The sequence below is a fragment of the Nocardioides sp. genome (assembly GCF_035697785.1).
Taxonomy (GTDB): Bacteria; Actinomycetota; Actinomycetes; order Propionibacteriales; family Nocardioidaceae; genus Nocardioides_B.
In genome coordinates, this window is the sequence record NZ_DASSCL010000043.1 from 1 (window position 1) to 15,938 (window position 15,938).

14 protein-coding genes are annotated in these 15,938 nt (G+C 71.1%); 5 read left to right on the top strand and 9 right to left on the bottom strand.

Annotated elements, in window-relative coordinates; all coding sequences use genetic code 11:
- A partial coding sequence (locus VFH10_RS04400; protein ID WP_325126333.1) for a metal-dependent transcriptional regulator occupies positions 1 to 646 on the bottom strand: 646 nt, incomplete at its 3' end.
- 47 nt (positions 647 to 693) lie between these two features.
- On the opposite strand from VFH10_RS04400, the gene VFH10_RS04405 reads away from it, so the two are divergent.
- Positions 694 to 2,058: a deoxyribodipyrimidine photo-lyase gene (locus VFH10_RS04405; RefSeq protein WP_325126335.1), complete on the top strand. Its 1,365-nt coding sequence runs from the start codon at positions 694 to 696 to the stop codon at positions 2,056 to 2,058.
- A complete protein-coding gene (locus VFH10_RS04410; protein ID WP_325126337.1) occupies positions 2,055 to 2,804 on the top strand; it encodes a hypothetical protein in 750 nt (249 codons plus the stop codon). The genes VFH10_RS04405 and VFH10_RS04410 overlap by 4 nt, the downstream gene beginning before the upstream one ends.
- Here VFH10_RS04410 and VFH10_RS04415 read toward each other — a convergent pair.
- The 6 genes from VFH10_RS04415 to VFH10_RS04440 form a co-directional block, all read right to left on the bottom strand.
- Positions 2,801 to 3,271, bottom strand: a complete 471-nt coding sequence (locus tag VFH10_RS04415) for a hemerythrin domain-containing protein (RefSeq protein ID WP_325126339.1) — start codon at positions 3,269 to 3,271, stop codon at positions 2,801 to 2,803. The genes VFH10_RS04410 and VFH10_RS04415 overlap by 4 nt on opposite strands.
- 130 nt (positions 3,272 to 3,401) lie before the next feature.
- Positions 3,402 to 4,118, bottom strand: coding sequence for a respiratory nitrate reductase subunit gamma (gene narI / locus VFH10_RS04420; protein WP_325126341.1), 717 nt, complete (start codon positions 4,116 to 4,118; stop codon positions 3,402 to 3,404).
- Positions 4,115 to 4,837, bottom strand: coding sequence for a nitrate reductase molybdenum cofactor assembly chaperone (gene narJ / locus VFH10_RS04425; RefSeq protein ID WP_325126343.1), 723 nt, complete (start codon positions 4,835 to 4,837; stop codon positions 4,115 to 4,117). The genes narI and narJ overlap by 4 nt, the downstream gene beginning before the upstream one ends.
- Entirely contained in the window at positions 4,834 to 6,501 is a 1,668-nt protein-coding gene (gene narH / locus VFH10_RS04430; RefSeq protein WP_325126346.1) for a nitrate reductase subunit beta, read from the bottom strand. Before narH ends, narJ begins: the two co-directional genes overlap by 4 nt.
- The gene (locus VFH10_RS04435) at positions 6,501 to 10,208 is read right to left on the bottom strand and encodes a nitrate reductase subunit alpha (RefSeq protein ID WP_414689835.1); all 3,708 of its coding nucleotides are present in this window, start codon (positions 10,206 to 10,208) and stop codon (positions 6,501 to 6,503) included. Before VFH10_RS04435 ends, narH begins: the two co-directional genes overlap by 1 nt.
- 44 nt (positions 10,209 to 10,252) lie before the next feature.
- Positions 10,253 to 11,464 carry an MFS transporter gene (locus VFH10_RS04440; protein ID WP_325126351.1) on the bottom strand — a complete coding sequence of 404 codons (1,212 nt, stop codon included), beginning with the start codon at positions 11,462 to 11,464 and terminating at the stop codon, positions 10,253 to 10,255.
- Between the two features lie 163 nt (positions 11,465 to 11,627).
- Between VFH10_RS04440 and VFH10_RS04445 the strand changes: the two genes are divergently transcribed.
- From VFH10_RS04445 to VFH10_RS04455, 3 genes are all read left to right on the top strand, one after another.
- On the top strand, positions 11,628 to 12,275 hold the full coding sequence (locus tag VFH10_RS04445; protein ID WP_325126353.1) for a response regulator transcription factor: 648 nt from the start codon (positions 11,628 to 11,630) through the stop codon (positions 12,273 to 12,275).
- Between the two features lie 116 nt (positions 12,276 to 12,391).
- Positions 12,392 to 13,006, top strand: a complete 615-nt coding sequence (locus VFH10_RS04450; protein WP_325126355.1) for a hypothetical protein — start codon at positions 12,392 to 12,394, stop codon at positions 13,004 to 13,006.
- A complete protein-coding gene (locus VFH10_RS04455; protein WP_325126357.1) occupies positions 13,003 to 13,884 on the top strand; it encodes a universal stress protein in 882 nt (293 codons plus the stop codon). The genes VFH10_RS04450 and VFH10_RS04455 overlap by 4 nt, the downstream gene beginning before the upstream one ends.
- Here the strand turns inward: VFH10_RS04455 and VFH10_RS04460 are convergent.
- Positions 13,881 to 15,446: a GAF domain-containing protein gene (locus VFH10_RS04460; RefSeq protein WP_325126359.1), complete on the bottom strand. Its 1,566-nt coding sequence runs from the start codon at positions 15,444 to 15,446 to the stop codon at positions 13,881 to 13,883. The two genes, VFH10_RS04455 and VFH10_RS04460, sit on opposite strands and share 4 nt — an antisense overlap.
- Before the next feature lie 39 nt (positions 15,447 to 15,485).
- Complete coding sequence (locus tag VFH10_RS04465) at positions 15,486 to 15,926, bottom strand: pyridoxamine 5'-phosphate oxidase family protein (RefSeq protein ID WP_325126361.1); 441 nt, start codon at positions 15,924 to 15,926, stop codon at positions 15,486 to 15,488.
- Positions 15,927 to 15,938: the final 12 nt, after the last annotated feature.

Consider the following 15,938-nt stretch of genomic DNA (forward strand, 5'->3'; position numbering starts at 1 on the left):
CGGAGCCGTCTCCGCCGACGATCGGCACGGGCACGCCGAAGCGACTGATCGGACGCACGTCGACGTCCTGACCGGGCACGATGCCCGCCCCCTTGAGATCCGACATCAGCCCGGTGTTCACCTGCACGTGCTCGGCGATCCGGCGCACCAGGACCCGCCCCTCCTCGTCGCTGGCCGCGTCGGACAGCGCCTCGACGCCGGTCATGAACTCCTCGCCCAGGTTCGCCTCGCCCAGCTCGTCGAGCCCGGGGATGGGGTTGCCGTACGGCGACTCGGTGGGGTGGTCGAGCAGCTTGATCAGCCGGCGCTCGACGGTCTCGGACATCACGTGCTCCCACCGGCACGCCTCGGCGTGCACCAGCTCCCAGTCGAGCCCGATCACGTCGGTGAGCAGCCGCTCGGCGAGCCGGTGCTTGCGCATCACCCGGGTCGCCAGCCGGCGGCCCTCGTCGGTGAACTCCAGGTGCCGGTCGCCCTCGACGGTGAGCAGGCCGTCGCGCTCCATCCGGGCCACGGTCTGGGAGACCGTGGGGCCGCTCTGGTGCAGGCGCTCGGCGATCCGCGCGCGCAGGGGCACGATGCCCTCCTCGACCAGCTCGTAGATGGTCCGGAGGTACATCTCGGTGGTGTCGATCAGGTCGCTCACGCGGCCATTGTTACGTACGACTGCGCGCCGCTGGCACAGTGGAGCAGGTGGCCCGCACCGACACCACCGTCATGTGGTTCCGCCGTGACCTCCGGCTCGGCGACAACCCCGCCCTCCTCGACGCCTGCGCGTCCGACGGCATCGTGCCGCTGTTCGTCCTCGACCCGGCGCTGTGGGGTCCGGCCGGTCCCGCGCGCCGGGTCTACCTGACGGCGTCGCTCCGGGCGCTCGACGCCTCGCTGCGGCAACGCCGGTCGGGGCTCTGCGTGGTGCGCGGCGACCCGGTCCGGCAGGTCGTCCGGGCCGCGCGGGCGGTCGGTGCCACGCGGGTGCACGTCGCCGCCGACTACGGCCCCTACGGGCACCGCCGGGATCTCGAGGTGGAGGAGGCGCTGGCCGCCCACGGCATCGGGCTGGTCAGGACGGGCTCGCCGTACGCCGTCGCGCCGGGCCGCGTGACGAACGGCTCGGGTTCGGCGTACCAGGTCTTCACGCCGTTCTCGAAGGCCTGGGCCGAGCACGGGTGGCGCACCCCGGTGGATCCACCCACCGACGTGCGCTGGCTGTCCCTCGACGAGACGGTGGACCTCCCCGACCCGACGCCGCCCGACGGGCTGGAGCTGCCGGAGGCGGGCGAGCGGGCCGCGCTGCGGCGGTGGCGGGCGTACCTCGAGGACGACCTCGGCGAGTACGACACCGCCCGCGACCGGCCCGGCCTCGACGCGACCTCGCACATGTCGGTGCACCTGAAGTGGGGCGAGATCCACCCACGCACGATGCTGGCCGACCTCTCCGCCGACAAGCGTGAGGGCGCCGCGACCTACCGCAAGGAGCTGGCCTGGCGGGAGTTCTACGCCGACGTGCTGTTCCGCCGGCCGGAGACGGCCCGGGAGTACCTGCGCAAGGAGTTCGCCGGCATGGAGTACGACGAGCCGGGCGAACCCTTCGACGCCTGGCGGCAGGGACGCACCGGCTACCCGATCGTGGATGCCGGGATGCGACAGCTCCGGGCGACGGGGTGGATGCACAACCGGGTGCGCATGATCACCGCGAGCTTCCTGGTCAAGGACCTGCACGTGGAGTGGCAGCACGGGGCGCGCCACTTCATGCGCTGGCTGGTCGACGGGGACCTCGCGTCCAACCAGCACGGGTGGCAGTGGGTGGCGGGCTGCGGCACCGATGCCGCGCCGTACTTCCGGGTCTTCAACCCGACCACCCAGGGACGGAAGTTCGACCCGGACGGCAGCTACGTCCGACGCTGGCTCCCCGAGCTGCGCGACGTCGGGCCGCGCCACCTGCACGAGCCGTGGGCGGTGCCGGACGGGCCTCCCGACGGCTACCCGGCCCCGATCGTGGAGCATGCCGAGGAGCGCAGAGAGGCGCTCGACCGACTCGAACGGATCAAGAAGTGAGCGACACCATCACCATCGAGCAGCGGTTCCGCGGACCCGCCCGCTCCGGCAACGGGGGCTACACGGCTGGATCCCTGGCCGAGCGGGTGCCGGCCGAGCACGAGCCGGCCACCGTGGAGGTGACGCTCCGGCAGCCACCGCCTCTCGACACCGCGATGACGGTGACGAGTGCCGTCGACGGCACCCGGCTGCTGGTCGGGGACCAGGTCGTCGCCGAGGCACGGGAGGTCGAGGACGAGCTGCACCCGGTGGAGGGGGTCGCCGCCGACGTCGCGGCAGGAGCCATGGCGTCGTACCCCGGCCTGCGGGTCCACCCGTTCCCGGGCTGCTTCGCCTGCGGGCCCGACCGGGTCGAGGGAGACGGCTTGCAGATCTACCCCGGACCAGTCACCGGCCGGGCCGACACGGTGGCGTCCCTGTGGGTGCCGCACGCCTCGCTGGCGGTGTCGGGCGACGTGGTGGACCGCGGTCTCGAGCGGGTCGGCACCGCCACGACGTGGGCGGCGCTCGACTGCATCGGTGGCTGGTCGGAGGACCTCGAGGGTCGGCCGTCGGTGCTCGGTCGGATGACGGCGCGCGTGGACGCGCTACCGGTGGTCGGCGAGCCGCACGTCGTGGTCGGTGCGCGGCTGCGACGGGACGGTCGCAAGACCTTCACGGCCAGCACGCTGTACGACGCCGACGGCCGGGTCGTGGCGACCGCTCAGCACGTGTGGATCGCGGTCGACCCGTCCGCGTTCAACTAGGCGGACGCGGCGGCCAGGAAGCTCGGCTCGGCCTCGTGGGCGCCGACCACGGTCTGCCACCCGCGGGCGCCCAGGGTGATCGTCGCGGCCGGGAAGATGCCGAGGTTCTCGTTGTCGATGTGGTCCGAGAGCTGAGCCAGCAGCGCGCGCACCCCGTCGGCGAAGTCCGCGGCGTCCGGGTCGAGCCCCGCCAGTGCCTCGTCGAACGAGACGTGCTCGGCCTCCAGCTCCTCGACGGCGTCGACGAAGTCGCCCTGCTCCTTCATCGCGGCGAAGACGCCCTGCTCCTCACGGGACACGTGCCGGCCCAGCAGTCCTGCCAGCCGCCCGAGGGTCTGCATGCAGCGGACCAGGTCACCGCCGGCGAGCTGCCTGCGGGCATCCCCCGACACCTCGAGCAGCGCCAGGTGCTCGTCCATCAGCTCCGCTATCGGCTCGACCTCGCGGCAGCCGCAGTGCTCACACATCCGGTCCCTCTCCCGTGCCCGGCGCGGGCTCGGCCGCGCCACAAGACCGCGCGTCTGCGGCCATCACCAGGCAACCGCACGGGGCCGGTCGGTCACAGGGGCGAAGGTCCCCCGCCCTTGGTGATCGCTGTCACCCGACGCGCTCCCAGCCCTTCCGGGGCTTGCGGGCACCGAGCCGCTCGTCCCGCGAGCGGTAGACGATGTAGGGGCGGGTCAGGTAGCCCAGCGGCGCGCTGAACACGTGCACGAGCCGCGTGAACGGCCACAGCGCGAACAGCGCCATCGCCACCAGGCCGTGCAGCTGGAACCCCAGCGGCGCCTCGGCCATCAGCTCCGGGTGCAGGTCGAACAGGAAGATGCCGCGGAACCAGACCGACACGGACTCGCGGTAGTCGTAGTGGTCGAGGATGTTCGACGCCACGGTGTTCCAGAGGCCGAGCAGGATCACCGCCGCGAGGAAGGCGTACATCACCTTGTCCATCACCGTGGTCGCGGAGAAGACCGGCCCGACGGTACGACGGCGGTAGATCAGGATCACCATCCCGACCAGGGTGCAGAAGCCCGCGACCGCACCCACGGTCACCGCCATGAAGTGGTAGAGCCCCTCGCTGACCCCCACCGCCTCGGTCCACGCCTTCCGCACGCCGAGCCCCATCACGTGGCCGAGGAACACCGCGAGGATGCCGAAGTGGAACAGCGGACTGCCGATGCGCAGCAACCGGTCCTCGTAGAGCTGGGAGGAGCGCGTGGTCCAGCCGAACTTGTCGTAGCGGTAGCGCCAGATGTGGCCGACGACGAACGCGGTCAGGCAGATGTAGGGCACGACGACCCACAGGAACTCGTTCATGTGCGCCCTCCCGGGAAGCTCGGCATCGGCAGCTCGGACGTGGAGCCGTGGCGGTCGGCGAGGGCGGGGTCGAACGCCGGTCCGGCGTACGGGTCGAGCCCGACCTCCTCCGCGGGCGGCCCCTCGGCGGCGAGGCGGCGGACGGCGTCGCGCTCGTCACCGCGCAGCGGCGGGAGCGTCGAGCTCAGCGCCTCGAGCAGTGCCGCCCACGGCGACCGCCGCTCGACGAGCGCCATCCGGAGCAGCTCCAGGCCGGCCCGGTGGTCGAGGAGGAGCCGCCGGCCGCGCTCGATGTCGACGGTGGCGGCGTACTCGAGCACGACACAGAGGTGGTCGGGCAGCTCGCCGCCGTGCTCCGACTCGGCGTCGAGCACGAAGCCGGAGCGCAGGTAGGTCTGCTTGAACCTCAGCAGCGCCACCCCGCGCTTGCGGGTGTCGCCGTGTGCGAAGTAGGTCAGGAAGAGGTTGCACCGGCGCCGGCTGTCGAACGTCTCGACGTAGTCGGCCTGGAGCTCCTCCAGCGGCGTCGACTCGAGGTGTACGACGAAGCCGCGGATCGGGTCACCCACCTCGTCGGGCAGGCAGCGGGACGCCTCCCGGACCGTCGCGGCGAGGCCGACCAGCTGCTCGTCGGGGTAGCCGAGCAGCAACGAGACCGACTGCCAGGCGACGCTCAGCGCGGTCGGCGGCAGCCCGGACCTCGGGTGCTTGCGGCTCATGACTGGTCCTCGGCGTCCTCGCGGGGCGGGAACAGGCCGGACGGGGAGCCCTTGCCGTCCCAGTTGAGCAGGTTGACCCGGTCGCCCTTGTTGCCCGGCGACGCCATGGTGTCGGAGGTCTGCCGGTCGCGCAGCATCTGGAAGTTCTCGACCGCGATCGGCGTCGAGGCACCGGACCCCTCGCCGAACGGGCCGGAGCCACCCATCCCGGGACCGCCCTCGTAGTCGAGCGCACACTCGGTGGCCAGCTCCTCCAGGGAGTGCGCCTGCTCGGCGTGTGCCGGTGGGATGACGTAGCGCTCGTCGTACTTGGCGAGTGCGAGGAGCCGGTACATGTCATACATGTCCTCCTCGCTCATGCCCACCCCTTCCGGGATCGAGCCGTCGGGGTCGCGGCCCATGTTGATGTCGCGCATGTAGGACCGCATCGCCGCCAGCTTCCTGAGCACGCGGTCGACCGGCGCGACGTCGCCGGCGGTGAACAGCTCCGCGAGGTACTCGACCGGGATCCGCAGCGCGTCGATCGCGGCGAACAGGTTGCCGGTGTCCTCGGCGTCGAAGCCGGTGTCCTTGACGACGTCGACCACCGGCGACAGCGGCGGGATGTACCAGACCATCGGCATGGTGCGGTACTCCGGGTGCAGCGGCAGCGCGACCTTGTAGCGGTTGATCAGCGCGTGGATAGGCGAGCGCTGCGCGGCCTCCACCCAGTCGCGCGGGATCCCGTCACGCTCGGCCGCCCGGACCACCTCGGGGTCGTTGGGGTCGAGGAGCACCGACCGTTGCGCCTCGTAGAGGTCGTGGTCGTCCGGCGTCGACGCGGCTTCCAGGACCCGGTCGGCGTCGTACAGCACCAGGCCGATGTAGCGCAGCCGGCCGACGCACGTCTCCGAGCAGACCGTCGGCAGGCCGACCTCGATCCGCGGGAAGCAGAACGTGCACTTCTCGGCCTTGCCGGTCTTGTGGTTGAAGTAGACCTTCTTGTAGGGGCACCCCGACACGCACATCCGCCAGCCGCGGCAGCGGTCCTGGTCGACGAGCACGATGCCGTCCTCTTCGCGCTTGTAGATCGCGCCGCTCGGGCACGACGCGGCGCACGACGGGTTCAGGCAGTGCTCGCAGATGCGCGGCAGGTAGAACATGAAGGTCTGCTCGAACTCGAACTTCACCTTGTCGGCGATGTTCTTGAGCATGGGGTCGTGCTGCGCGGTCGCCGCGGAGCCACCGAGGTTGTCGTCCCAGTTCGACGACCACTCGATCTTCATGTCCTTGCCGGAGAGCAGGGACTTGGGCCGGGCCACCGGCGTGTGCTCCTGCGCCGGCGCCTCGGTGAGGGTGGCGTAGTCGTAGGTCCAGGGCTCGTAGTAGTCCTTGATCGACGGCATCTTCGGGTTGGAGAAGATCGTCACCAGCTTCCTCAGCCGGCCACCTGCCTTGAGCTTGAGCCGACCGCGCTTGTTGAGCGTCCAGCCGCCCTTCCACTCCTCCTGGTCCTCGTAGGTGCGTGGGTAGCCCTGCCCGGGCCGGGTCTCCACGTTGTTGAACCAGACGTACTCCGTGCCGGTGCGGTTGGTCCACGCCTGCTTGCAGGTGACCGAGCACGTGTGACAGCCGATGCACTTGTCGAGGTTCATCACCATCGCCATCTGCGCCATGACCTTCATCAGTAGGTCACCTCCTGCGAGCGCTTGCGGATCACGGTCACCTCGTCGCGCTGGTTCCCGGTCGGCCCGAGGTAGTTGAAGGCGAAGGCGAGCTGGGCGTAGCCGCCGATCACGTGACTGGGTTTGACCAGGATCCGGGTCAGCGAGTTGTGGATGCCGCCGCGCTTGCCGGAGGTCTCGGCGATGGGTACGTCGATGAGGCGGTCCTGTGCGTGGTGCATGTAGACCGTCCCCTCGGGCATCCGGTGCGACACGATCGCCCGCGCCACCACCACACCGTTGCGGTTGACGGCCTCGATCCAGTCGTTGTCCTCGACCCCGACCTTGGCGGCGTCCTTGTCGCTCATCCAGATCGTCTGCCCACCGCGAGAGAGCGACAGCATGAACAGGTTGTCCTGGTACTCCGAGTGGATCGACCACTTGTTGTGCGGAGTGAGGTAGCGGACCGTGACCCCCAGCTCCCCCGTCGACCCGATGTCCGGTTCGGCGAACAGCGCCCCCATGTTCAGCGGTGGCCGGTAGACCGGGAGCCCCTCACCGATCTCGGTCATCCAGTCGTGGTCGAGGTAGAAGTGCTGCCGGCCGGTCAGCGTGTGCCACGGCTTGAGCCGCTCCACGTTGATCGTGAACGGGGAGTACCGCCGCCCGCCCGTCTCGGAGCCGGACCACTCCGGCGAGGTGATGACCGGGACGGGCGCGGCCTGCGTGTCCGCGAAGGTGATCTGCTTACCCTCGTGCTCGGCCGCGAGGTCGTGCAGCTGCGTGCCGGTGCGCTTCTCCAGGGTCTTGAACCCCTGGGTGGCCAGGTGGCCGTTCGTCGTACCGGACAGGGCCAGGATCGCCTCGGCCGCGTGGATGTCGCGCACCAAGGACGGCCGGCCGTCAGCCGGCCCGCCGCGCACCGGCCCGTTCTTCGAGCGCAGGTAGTCGATGGAAGCGGTGACGTCGTAGGTGATGCCCTTCGTGGTCGTGCCGAGCTTGTCCAGCAGCGGGCCGAGTGCCCGCATCTGCGCGCCGATCGCGGTGTAGTCGCGCTCGACCTCCACCAACTTCGGCATCGTCACGCCCGGCACCGGCTCGCACTCGCCGAGCTTCCAGTCGCGGACGACGCCGTGCGGGTTCGCCATCGCGTCGGGGGTGTCGTGCAGCAGCGGCACGGCGACCACGTCGCGCCGGGTGTCGAGGTGCCCGACGGCGAGCTCGCTGAACTTCGTGGCGATCGTCTGGAAGGCGTCCCAGTCGGTGCGGGTCTGCCACGGCGGCGCGATCGCGGGGTTGAACGAGTGCACGTAGGGGTGCATGTCGGTGGTGTTGAGGTCGTGCTTCTCGTACCACGTCGCGGCCGGCAGCACGACGTCGCTGAAGATCGTCGTGCTGGTCTGCCGGAAGTCGAGGGTGAGCAGCAGGTCGAGCTTCCCTTCTGGCGCCGCCTCGTGCCACTCGACGTCGCGAGGCCGCCGGTCCGGCCCGGTCTCCGTGGCCCGCAGCGAGCTGTCGGTGCCGAGCAGGTGCTTGAGGAAGTACTCGTTGCCCTTGCCGGACGAGCCGAGCAGGTTGGCGCGCCAGATCGCGAGCACCCGCGGGAAGTTCTCCGGTGCGTCCGGGTCCTCCGCGGCGAAGCGCAGGTCACCGGACCGGAGCTGGTCGACGACGTAGTCCGCCGCCGGCGTCCCGGCGGCGGCGGCCTCGTCGGCGAGGTCGAGCGGGTTGCGGTCGAACGTCGGGTACGACGGCATCCAGCCCATCCGCGCGCTCTTCGCGATCACGTCGGCGGTGCTCAGCCCGGCGAGCAGGCCGCTTCCGGTGCTGGCGGAGACCACGTCGGCGCCGAAATGGTCGTAGCGGAACTGGTTGGTGTGCAGGTACCAGTACGCCGTGTGGATCATCTGCCGCGGTGGCCGCTTCCAGTCGAGGCCGAACGCGAGCTGCGCCCAGCCGGTGATCGGGCGGCACTTCTCCTGCCCGACGTAGTGAGCCCAGCCTCCGCCGTTGACGCCCTGGCAGCCGGTCAGCGTGGTCAGCGCCAGGAAGCCGCGGTAGATCGTGTCGGAGTGGAACCAGTGGTTCGTGCCGGCGCCCATCAGGATCATCGAGCGGCCCTGGGACTCCTCGGCGTTGCGCGCGAACTCGCGTGCGATCCGCGCGGCCGCCTGGGCCGGGACCCCGGTGATGGTCTCCTGCCAGGCCGGCGTGTACGGCGCGTCCGCGTCGTCGTACCCCGTCGGCCACTCGCCCGGAAGGCCTGCTCGCGCCACCCCGAACTGGGCGAGCATCAGGTCGTAGACGGTGGTGACGAGGTGGTCGCCGATCCGGCGGACCGGGACCCCTCGAGGCAGCGACCCCGGCGTGCCGTCGAGGTCGTCGAACCGCGGGAGCTCCACGAGCGCCGTGTCCTGGCTGGTGTCGAGGAGGGACAGCTTCGGGTCCACGCCCTCGAGGTCGAGGTTCCAGCGACCCACACCGGTCTCGCCGAAGCGGTGACCGAGCGCGCCGTTGGGCACGACCGGCTCGTCGGTGCGTGCGTCCAGGAGCACGGGCTTGAAGTGCGCGTTCTCGGCCTGTTCATGGGCTGGCAGGTCCGCCGCGGTGAGGAACTTCCCGGCCCGGTAGACCTGTCCGTCGCCGACCTCGTCGAGGCGGACGAGGTACGGCAGGTCGGTGAACCGCTTGGTGTAGTCGGTGAAGTACGCCGTCGGCCGGTCGACGAAGAACTCCTTGAGGACGACGTGGCCCATCGCCATCGCCAGCGCACCGTCGGTGCCCGGGGCGATCGCCAGCCACTCGTCGGCGAACTTCACGTTGTCGGCGTAGTCGGGCGAGACCACGACGACCTTCTGGCCGCGGTAGCGCGCCTCGGTCATCCAGTGCGCGTCCGGGGTGCGGGTCACCGGGACGTTGGAGCCCCACATCACCAGGTAGCCGGCGTCCCACCAGTCGCCCGACTCGGGGACGTCGGTCTGGTCGCCGAACACCTGAGGTGAGGCGACGGGGAGGTCGGCGTACCAGTCGTAGAAGGACAGCATCGACCCGCCGAGCATCGAGGTGAACCGGGCGCCTGAGGCGTGCGACACCATCGACATCGCGGGGATCGGCGAGAACCCGGCCACGCGGTCGGGACCCCACTTCCTGATGGTGTGCACGTAGGCGGCGGCGACCATCTCGGTCGCCTCCTCCCACGACGCCCGCACCATGCCGCCCTTGCCGCGCGCGGACTTGTAGTGCCGGGCCCGGGCCGGGTTGTCCACGACGTGCGCCCACGCCAGCACGGGGTCACCGTGCTGGGACTTCGCCTCGCGGTACATCTGCAGCAGCACGCCGCGGATGTAGGGGTAGCGCACCCGGGTCGGCGAGTAGGTGTACCAGGAGAACGCCGCGCCGCGAGGACAGCCGCGCGGCTCGTACTCCGGCTTGTCGGGCCCCGTCGACGGGTAGTCGGTCTGCTGGGTCTCCCAGGTGATGATCCCGTCCTTGACGTAGACCTTCCACGAGCAGGAGCCGGTGCAGTTCACGCCGTGCGTGGACCGCACGACCTTGTCGTGGCTCCACCGGTCCCGGTAGAAGTCGTCGGCGTCACGGCCGCCGGTGTGGTGCAGGGTGCGCAGGTCGTCGGACACCTCCGCCTTGGTGAAGTAGCGACGCGTCCTCAGCAGAGCGTCGGTCCACGGTCCGTCCAGTCCGGGCTTGCTCGTGCCGGGGTCGGCGTCGATGCTCACGGGGCGTGATCCTCCAGGTCGGGGGCGGTGGTCAGCGTTCAGGCATGGGCCGGCTCCGCCTGTCTCAGGGTCGAGCGGACGACGGTCAGGGTGAGGACGAGGGTGAGCGCGGCCGTGACGGAGAGCAGCACCAGGCCGATCGCGTAGGAGTCGGTGCGGCCGTAGACGTAGCCCATGATCAGCGGGGGGACGAACCCGCCGAGGCCACCCGCGGCTCCGACGAGCCCGGTCACGCCACCGACGCGAGCCGGTTCGGTCACCTTGGCCACCAGGGCGAAGGTCGCACCGCTGCCCGAGCCGAGAGCGGCGGCCATCGACAGGAACGCGATCGTGCCGAGGTACTCGAGCAGCGGCGTGGTGGAGGCGATGGCGGCGCCGACGACGACCACGGCGTAGCCGCCGGCGAGCACGACGATCGGGCCGAACCGGTCCGACAGCCAGCCGCCCACCGGCCGCATGAGCACCGCCACCACGACGAAGCCGGCCATCCGGTTCGCCGCGTCGGCGGGGGTCAGCTCGTAGGCGGTCTTGAGGTACGAGGGGAGGTAGACCGAGAACGCGACGTAGCCGCCGAACGCCACGGCGTACAGCACGCAGGCCTGCCAGGTCACGGGCAGCTTCGCGTTGGAGACGAGCCGGCCCACCAGCGACCCCGACGGCGCGGTCCGGCCGGGCGCGTCGCGCATGACCACCCAGGCGACCACGGCGTACACGGCGAGCAGCGCGGCGGTGATCAGGAACGGCGCGGCGGACCCGAGGCCCTCGTAGAGCTGGACGGTGGTGAGTGCGCTGATCGCCGTGCCGCCCATCCCGGCGCCGAAGATGCCGACCGCGGTGCCCCGTCGCTCCGGGGGGTACCACGCGTTGACGAACGGCACGCCGACCGCGAACGCCGTGCCGCCGATGCCGAGGAAGAACCCGCCCACCAGGATGGCGGCGTACGACGACTGGGCCAGCAGCCCGATGAACAGCACGGGGACGATCGTCGCCAGCGACACGAGCGGGAACATCACCCGACCGCCGAACTTGTCTGTGAGCGCCCCGACCGGTATCCGGCCGAGCGACCCGACGATGACCGGGACCGCCACCATGAGCGCCACGTCGGACTCAGTGAGCGGACCCAGCGCGCCGTTCTCACGGAACAGCGGACCGAGCGGGCTGATCAGGGCCCAGGCCCAGAAGTTGATCGCGAACCCGATGGTGGCCAGAGCCAGCATGAGCGAGGGCGACCTTTGGACCCCCGGACTCATCACCGGCCTCCTTCCCATGCGGATGGCTGCTGACATGACACGTCCTCCTCAGACTCTGGCCGACTTCGCCCACGCTGCCAACCCCCTGCGCGTGCCGGAACGGGCCGAAGGTCCCGATTCCGAAGCCGGACGTCCCAGGACGCCGTGGCGCTACCGTGACCCCATGGCTGCACCTGATGGACCGATCCGGGTCTTCCTGCTCGACGACCACGAGGTGGTGCGCCGCGGGCTGCGCGGGCTGCTCGACGCCGAGGGTGACATCGAGGTGGTCGGCGAGTCCGGCCTCGCCGCCGAGGCCACCGCACGCATCCCGGCGCTTCGTCCGCACGTGGCCGTCCTCGACGCCCGCCTGCCCGACGGCAGCGGTATCGACGTGTGCCGCGACGTCCGTTCGGTGGACCCGAACATCAAGGCACTGATCCTCACCAGCTACGACGACGACGAGGCACTGTTCGCCGCGATCCTGGCCGGCGCCTCGGGATACGTGCTCAAGCAGATCGGTGGCCACGACCTCGTGGACACGGTCCGCCGGGTGGCCGCCGGCCAGTCGCTGATCGACCCGAGCCTGACGGCGAGGGTGCTCGACCGGGTCCGCAACGGGCCGGAGGAGCACGAGGAGCTGCAGAACCTGACCGAGCAGGAGCGCAAGATCCTGGCACTGATCGCGGAGGGGCTGACCAACCGGCAGATCGGCGAGAGGATGTTCCTGGCGGAGAAGACGGTCAAGAACTACGTGTCCAGCATCCTGGCCAAGCTCGGGCTCGAGCGGCGCACCCAGGCCGCCGTGCTCGCCTCCAAGCTGCTGGGCTAGCTCGTGCTCGGGACGGGACCTTAGCCCCGGGCCGGTCGTGTCCCATGACCCTCCCCGGGGGTACGTCGCCGCACGATCCTTGAGGGTGTCAAACAGTCACCAGGAGGCGAAAGGCCATGACACAGATCCGCCACCGCCACGAAGGCACGACCGACGTGGGCACCACCCTCGTCGAGACCGACGTCGTGACGACCACTACCGCCCGCAAGGGGCTCGCCGTACTCCGCTTGGCGTACGCCGTCACCTTCCTCTGGGCGTTCTTCGACAAGCTGCTCGCGCTCGGCTTCAGCACCGGCGCGGTCACCAACGACCAAGGCGTGAAGACCGGCACCGACTTCATGGCCGAGGGTGCTGCCTGGCTCAACGGCGGCAGCCCCACCGAGGGGTTCCTCACCTTCGGCGTCCCGGCGAACAACCCGTTCAAGGACATCTTCAACGGTATGGCCGGACAGCCGGTGTGGGACTGGCTGTTCATGCTCGGCCTGCTGGGCATCGGCCTCGCGCTCTTCGCGGGGATCGGGATGCGGGTGGCGGCTGCGGCGGGCGCGCTGCTCTACATGCTGATGTACGCCGCCTCGCTGCCGCTGACGAACAACCCGGTCGTCGACGACCACCTGATCGGTGCGATCGTCCTCGTGGTCCTGGCGCTGACGCTGGCCGGTGACACCTGGGGCGCCGGACGGGCCTGGGCACGCACCCACCTGGTCCGCCGGTATCCGGTTCTGCGATGACCGAGGCGCAGGCCGCCGCGACCACCGACGAGTGGGCATCCGCCCACCTGCCGGTGGTCGTCGGCGTCGACGGGTCGGAGGGCAGCAGGAGCGCGCTCGCCTGGGCGGCCGACGAGGCCGGCAGGGCGGGCGCGGACCTGCGTGTCGCCATCGCCGCGGGTTACCACCGCCGGTTCGGCCACGGTCGTCAGCAGGCCGAGAAGACCGTCGCCGCCATGGCCGCGGAGGTGACCGATGTCGTCCCCGCCGAGCAGGTCAGCCACGTGGTGTACGACGGGCCGCCTGAGACCGCCCTGCTCGAGCACCTGGACGACGCGCGGCTGCTGGTGATCGGCAAGCGCGGCCTGGGCACGCTCGGCCGGCTGTTCGTCGGGTCGGTGTCGCTGGCCGTCGCCGGCCGCTCGCCCGTGCCGGTGGCGGTCGTGCCCACCGGCTGGGACCAGGCCGCGAACCGCGCCCAGCCGCTGGTCGTCGGCGTCGAGCCGGACCAGCCGAGCCACCACCTCCTGCACCTGGCGCTGCACCGGGCCGAACGCCTCGGCGTGGCCCTGGTCGCGGTGCACGGCTGGGAGGCCCCGAGTGCGGAGCCCACCGACGGTGCGCCGATCAGGGGCGAGGCCGAGGCGCACGCCCGCTTCGAGGAGACCGTCTCCAAGTGGCGGGAACGGTTCCCCGACGTGGACGTGCGGACGCGCACCAGCTCGACGCACCCGGCGCTCGCGGTCCTCCAGGAGGCCGAGACGGCCGGGGCGCAGCTGGTGGTGCTGGGTCGGCACCACAGCAATCGGTTCGCCGGCTTCGGCTTCGGCTCGGTGACCCGGGCGGTGCTGCACTACACCGAGGTGCCGGTGCTCGTCGTCCCGACCGACGAGGCTTAGAGCGGGACGACCCACTCCAGCCGCGTGCCGTGCGGCTCCTCCGGCAGGAGCCGCGCGGCACCACCGTGCTCGGCGGCCCGCCGCCGCACGTTGCGCAGCCCGCTCTCGTGGCGGCTCTCCGGCAGTCCGGAGCCGTTGTCGGTGACCCGTAGCGCCAGCTCGTCCGCCGTGACCTCCACCTCGACCACCGCGGCGTCCGCCGCGGCGTGCCTGGCCACGTTGGACAGCGCCTCACGCAGCACCGCCAGCAGCTGGTCCGCCAGCGCGCGCGGCACGGCCGTGTCGAGCGGTCCCGTGGTCCGCACCATCGGGTTGAACCCGAGCGTGGGGACGTACTCCTTCACCACGCCCCGGACGTCGGCGCGCAGCGACCCGCTGTGCGAGTGCTGGAGCTCGAAGATCGTGGAGCGGATGTCGCGGATCGTGACGTCGAGGTCCTCGACCGCGGCCGAGAGGCGCTCCCGGACCTCGTCCCCGGCGATCCGGCTGGCGCCCTGCAGCTGCAGCCCGGTCGCGAACAGCCGCTGGATGACCAGGTCGTGCAGGTCGCGCGCGATCCGGTCGCGGTCGGTCACGAGGAGCAGCTCCTCCCGGTCGGCCACCGCCTGGGCGCGGTCGAGGGCGAGGCTGGCCTGGTCGGCGAACGAGGTCAGCAGCTCGATCTCCTCCCCCTCCATGGCCCGGCGCTCGGCGGCCATCAGCACCAGCAGCACGCCCGCGGCGGTCAGGTGGGCCCGTAGCGGCACGACCAGGACCGTGCCCGAGATGCCGTCCGGAGCCGGTACGACGACGCGCTCGCCGTCCGCCAGCGCTCGGGTCACCACGTCGGTGAGGCCGGCGAGCAGGTCTTCCAGCCGGCCGACACCGGAACCGTCCGCGGCGCGCACCGCCAGCTCCCCGTCGTGGTCCTGCACCACCGCGACGGCCTGGGCGCCGGCGACCCCGGCCGCGACCGCGGCCAGCTGATGGAGCGCGGTGTCCGCCTCGACGGGCGGCTGGAGCGCGTCGGTGATCCGGGCCGACGCCTCCAGCCACTGCCGGCGGCGCTCGCTGCGCGCGAAGGCGCGGGCGTTGTCCACGACGAAGCCGGCGGCGGTCGCGAGCGCGTCGACGAGCATCTCGTCGGTCTCCGTGAACGCGGCCTCGCCGGCCTTCTCGGTGAGGTAGAGGTTGCCGAACACCGTGCCGCGGATCCGGACCGGGACGCCGAGGAACGAGTCCATCGGCGGGTGGTGCTCGGGAAACCCGTAGGAGCGGGGATCCTGCTGCAGGTGCTCGAGCCGGAGCGGCACCGGGTGCTCGATCAGCAGTCCGAGGATGCCGTGCCCACGGGGCAGGTCGCCGATGGCGGCGCGCTGCTCGTCGGTGACGCCGTGGGTGATGAAGTCCGCCAGCATGCCGTCGTTGCCGAGCACGCCGAGCGCGCCGTACTGCGCTCCGGTGAGCTGGCAGGCGGCCACCACGATGCGGTCCAGGACCGTGTGCAGGTCGAGGTCGGAGCTGATCGCGACCACCGCGTCGAGCAGCGTGCGCGCGTTGTCCGGCAGGTCCAGCCGCGTCATGCGCCGGAGCCTAACCGGGAATCCGGGGGGGTCGTGTCGTCAGAGGGTCCGACGGACCGGGGCCGTGGTCCGGGCGGCCCAGCCGGCGCCGATGCGGCGGCCGGTGACGTTGTGCCAGACGATCTTCATGTACAGGTTGCGCTGGCCTTCGGCCCACGGCCGCGGGTCCCAGTGGTGCCGGATGTCGGCGATCTCGTCCGGGTCCTCGATCAGCTCGCCCCGGCCGTACGCGATCACGCTCCAGCCCTGGTGCTGGTCGTAGTCGATGTGGTCGATCTCGAAGGCGAGCTCCGCGTTCCACCCGTAGGTGCCCAGCTCGCTGTACGGCGCGGTCCGGAAGACGATCGTGTCGTCGCCGTGCATGGCGTAGTTGACCGGGACGATCCTGGGTCCGACGGGCGTGGAGAGCGCGACCCGCCCGACGATGTTGGTGCGGAGCAGGTCGAGGCACTCCTCGACGGACATCTCGATGGGCATCATGGCGGGCCTCCT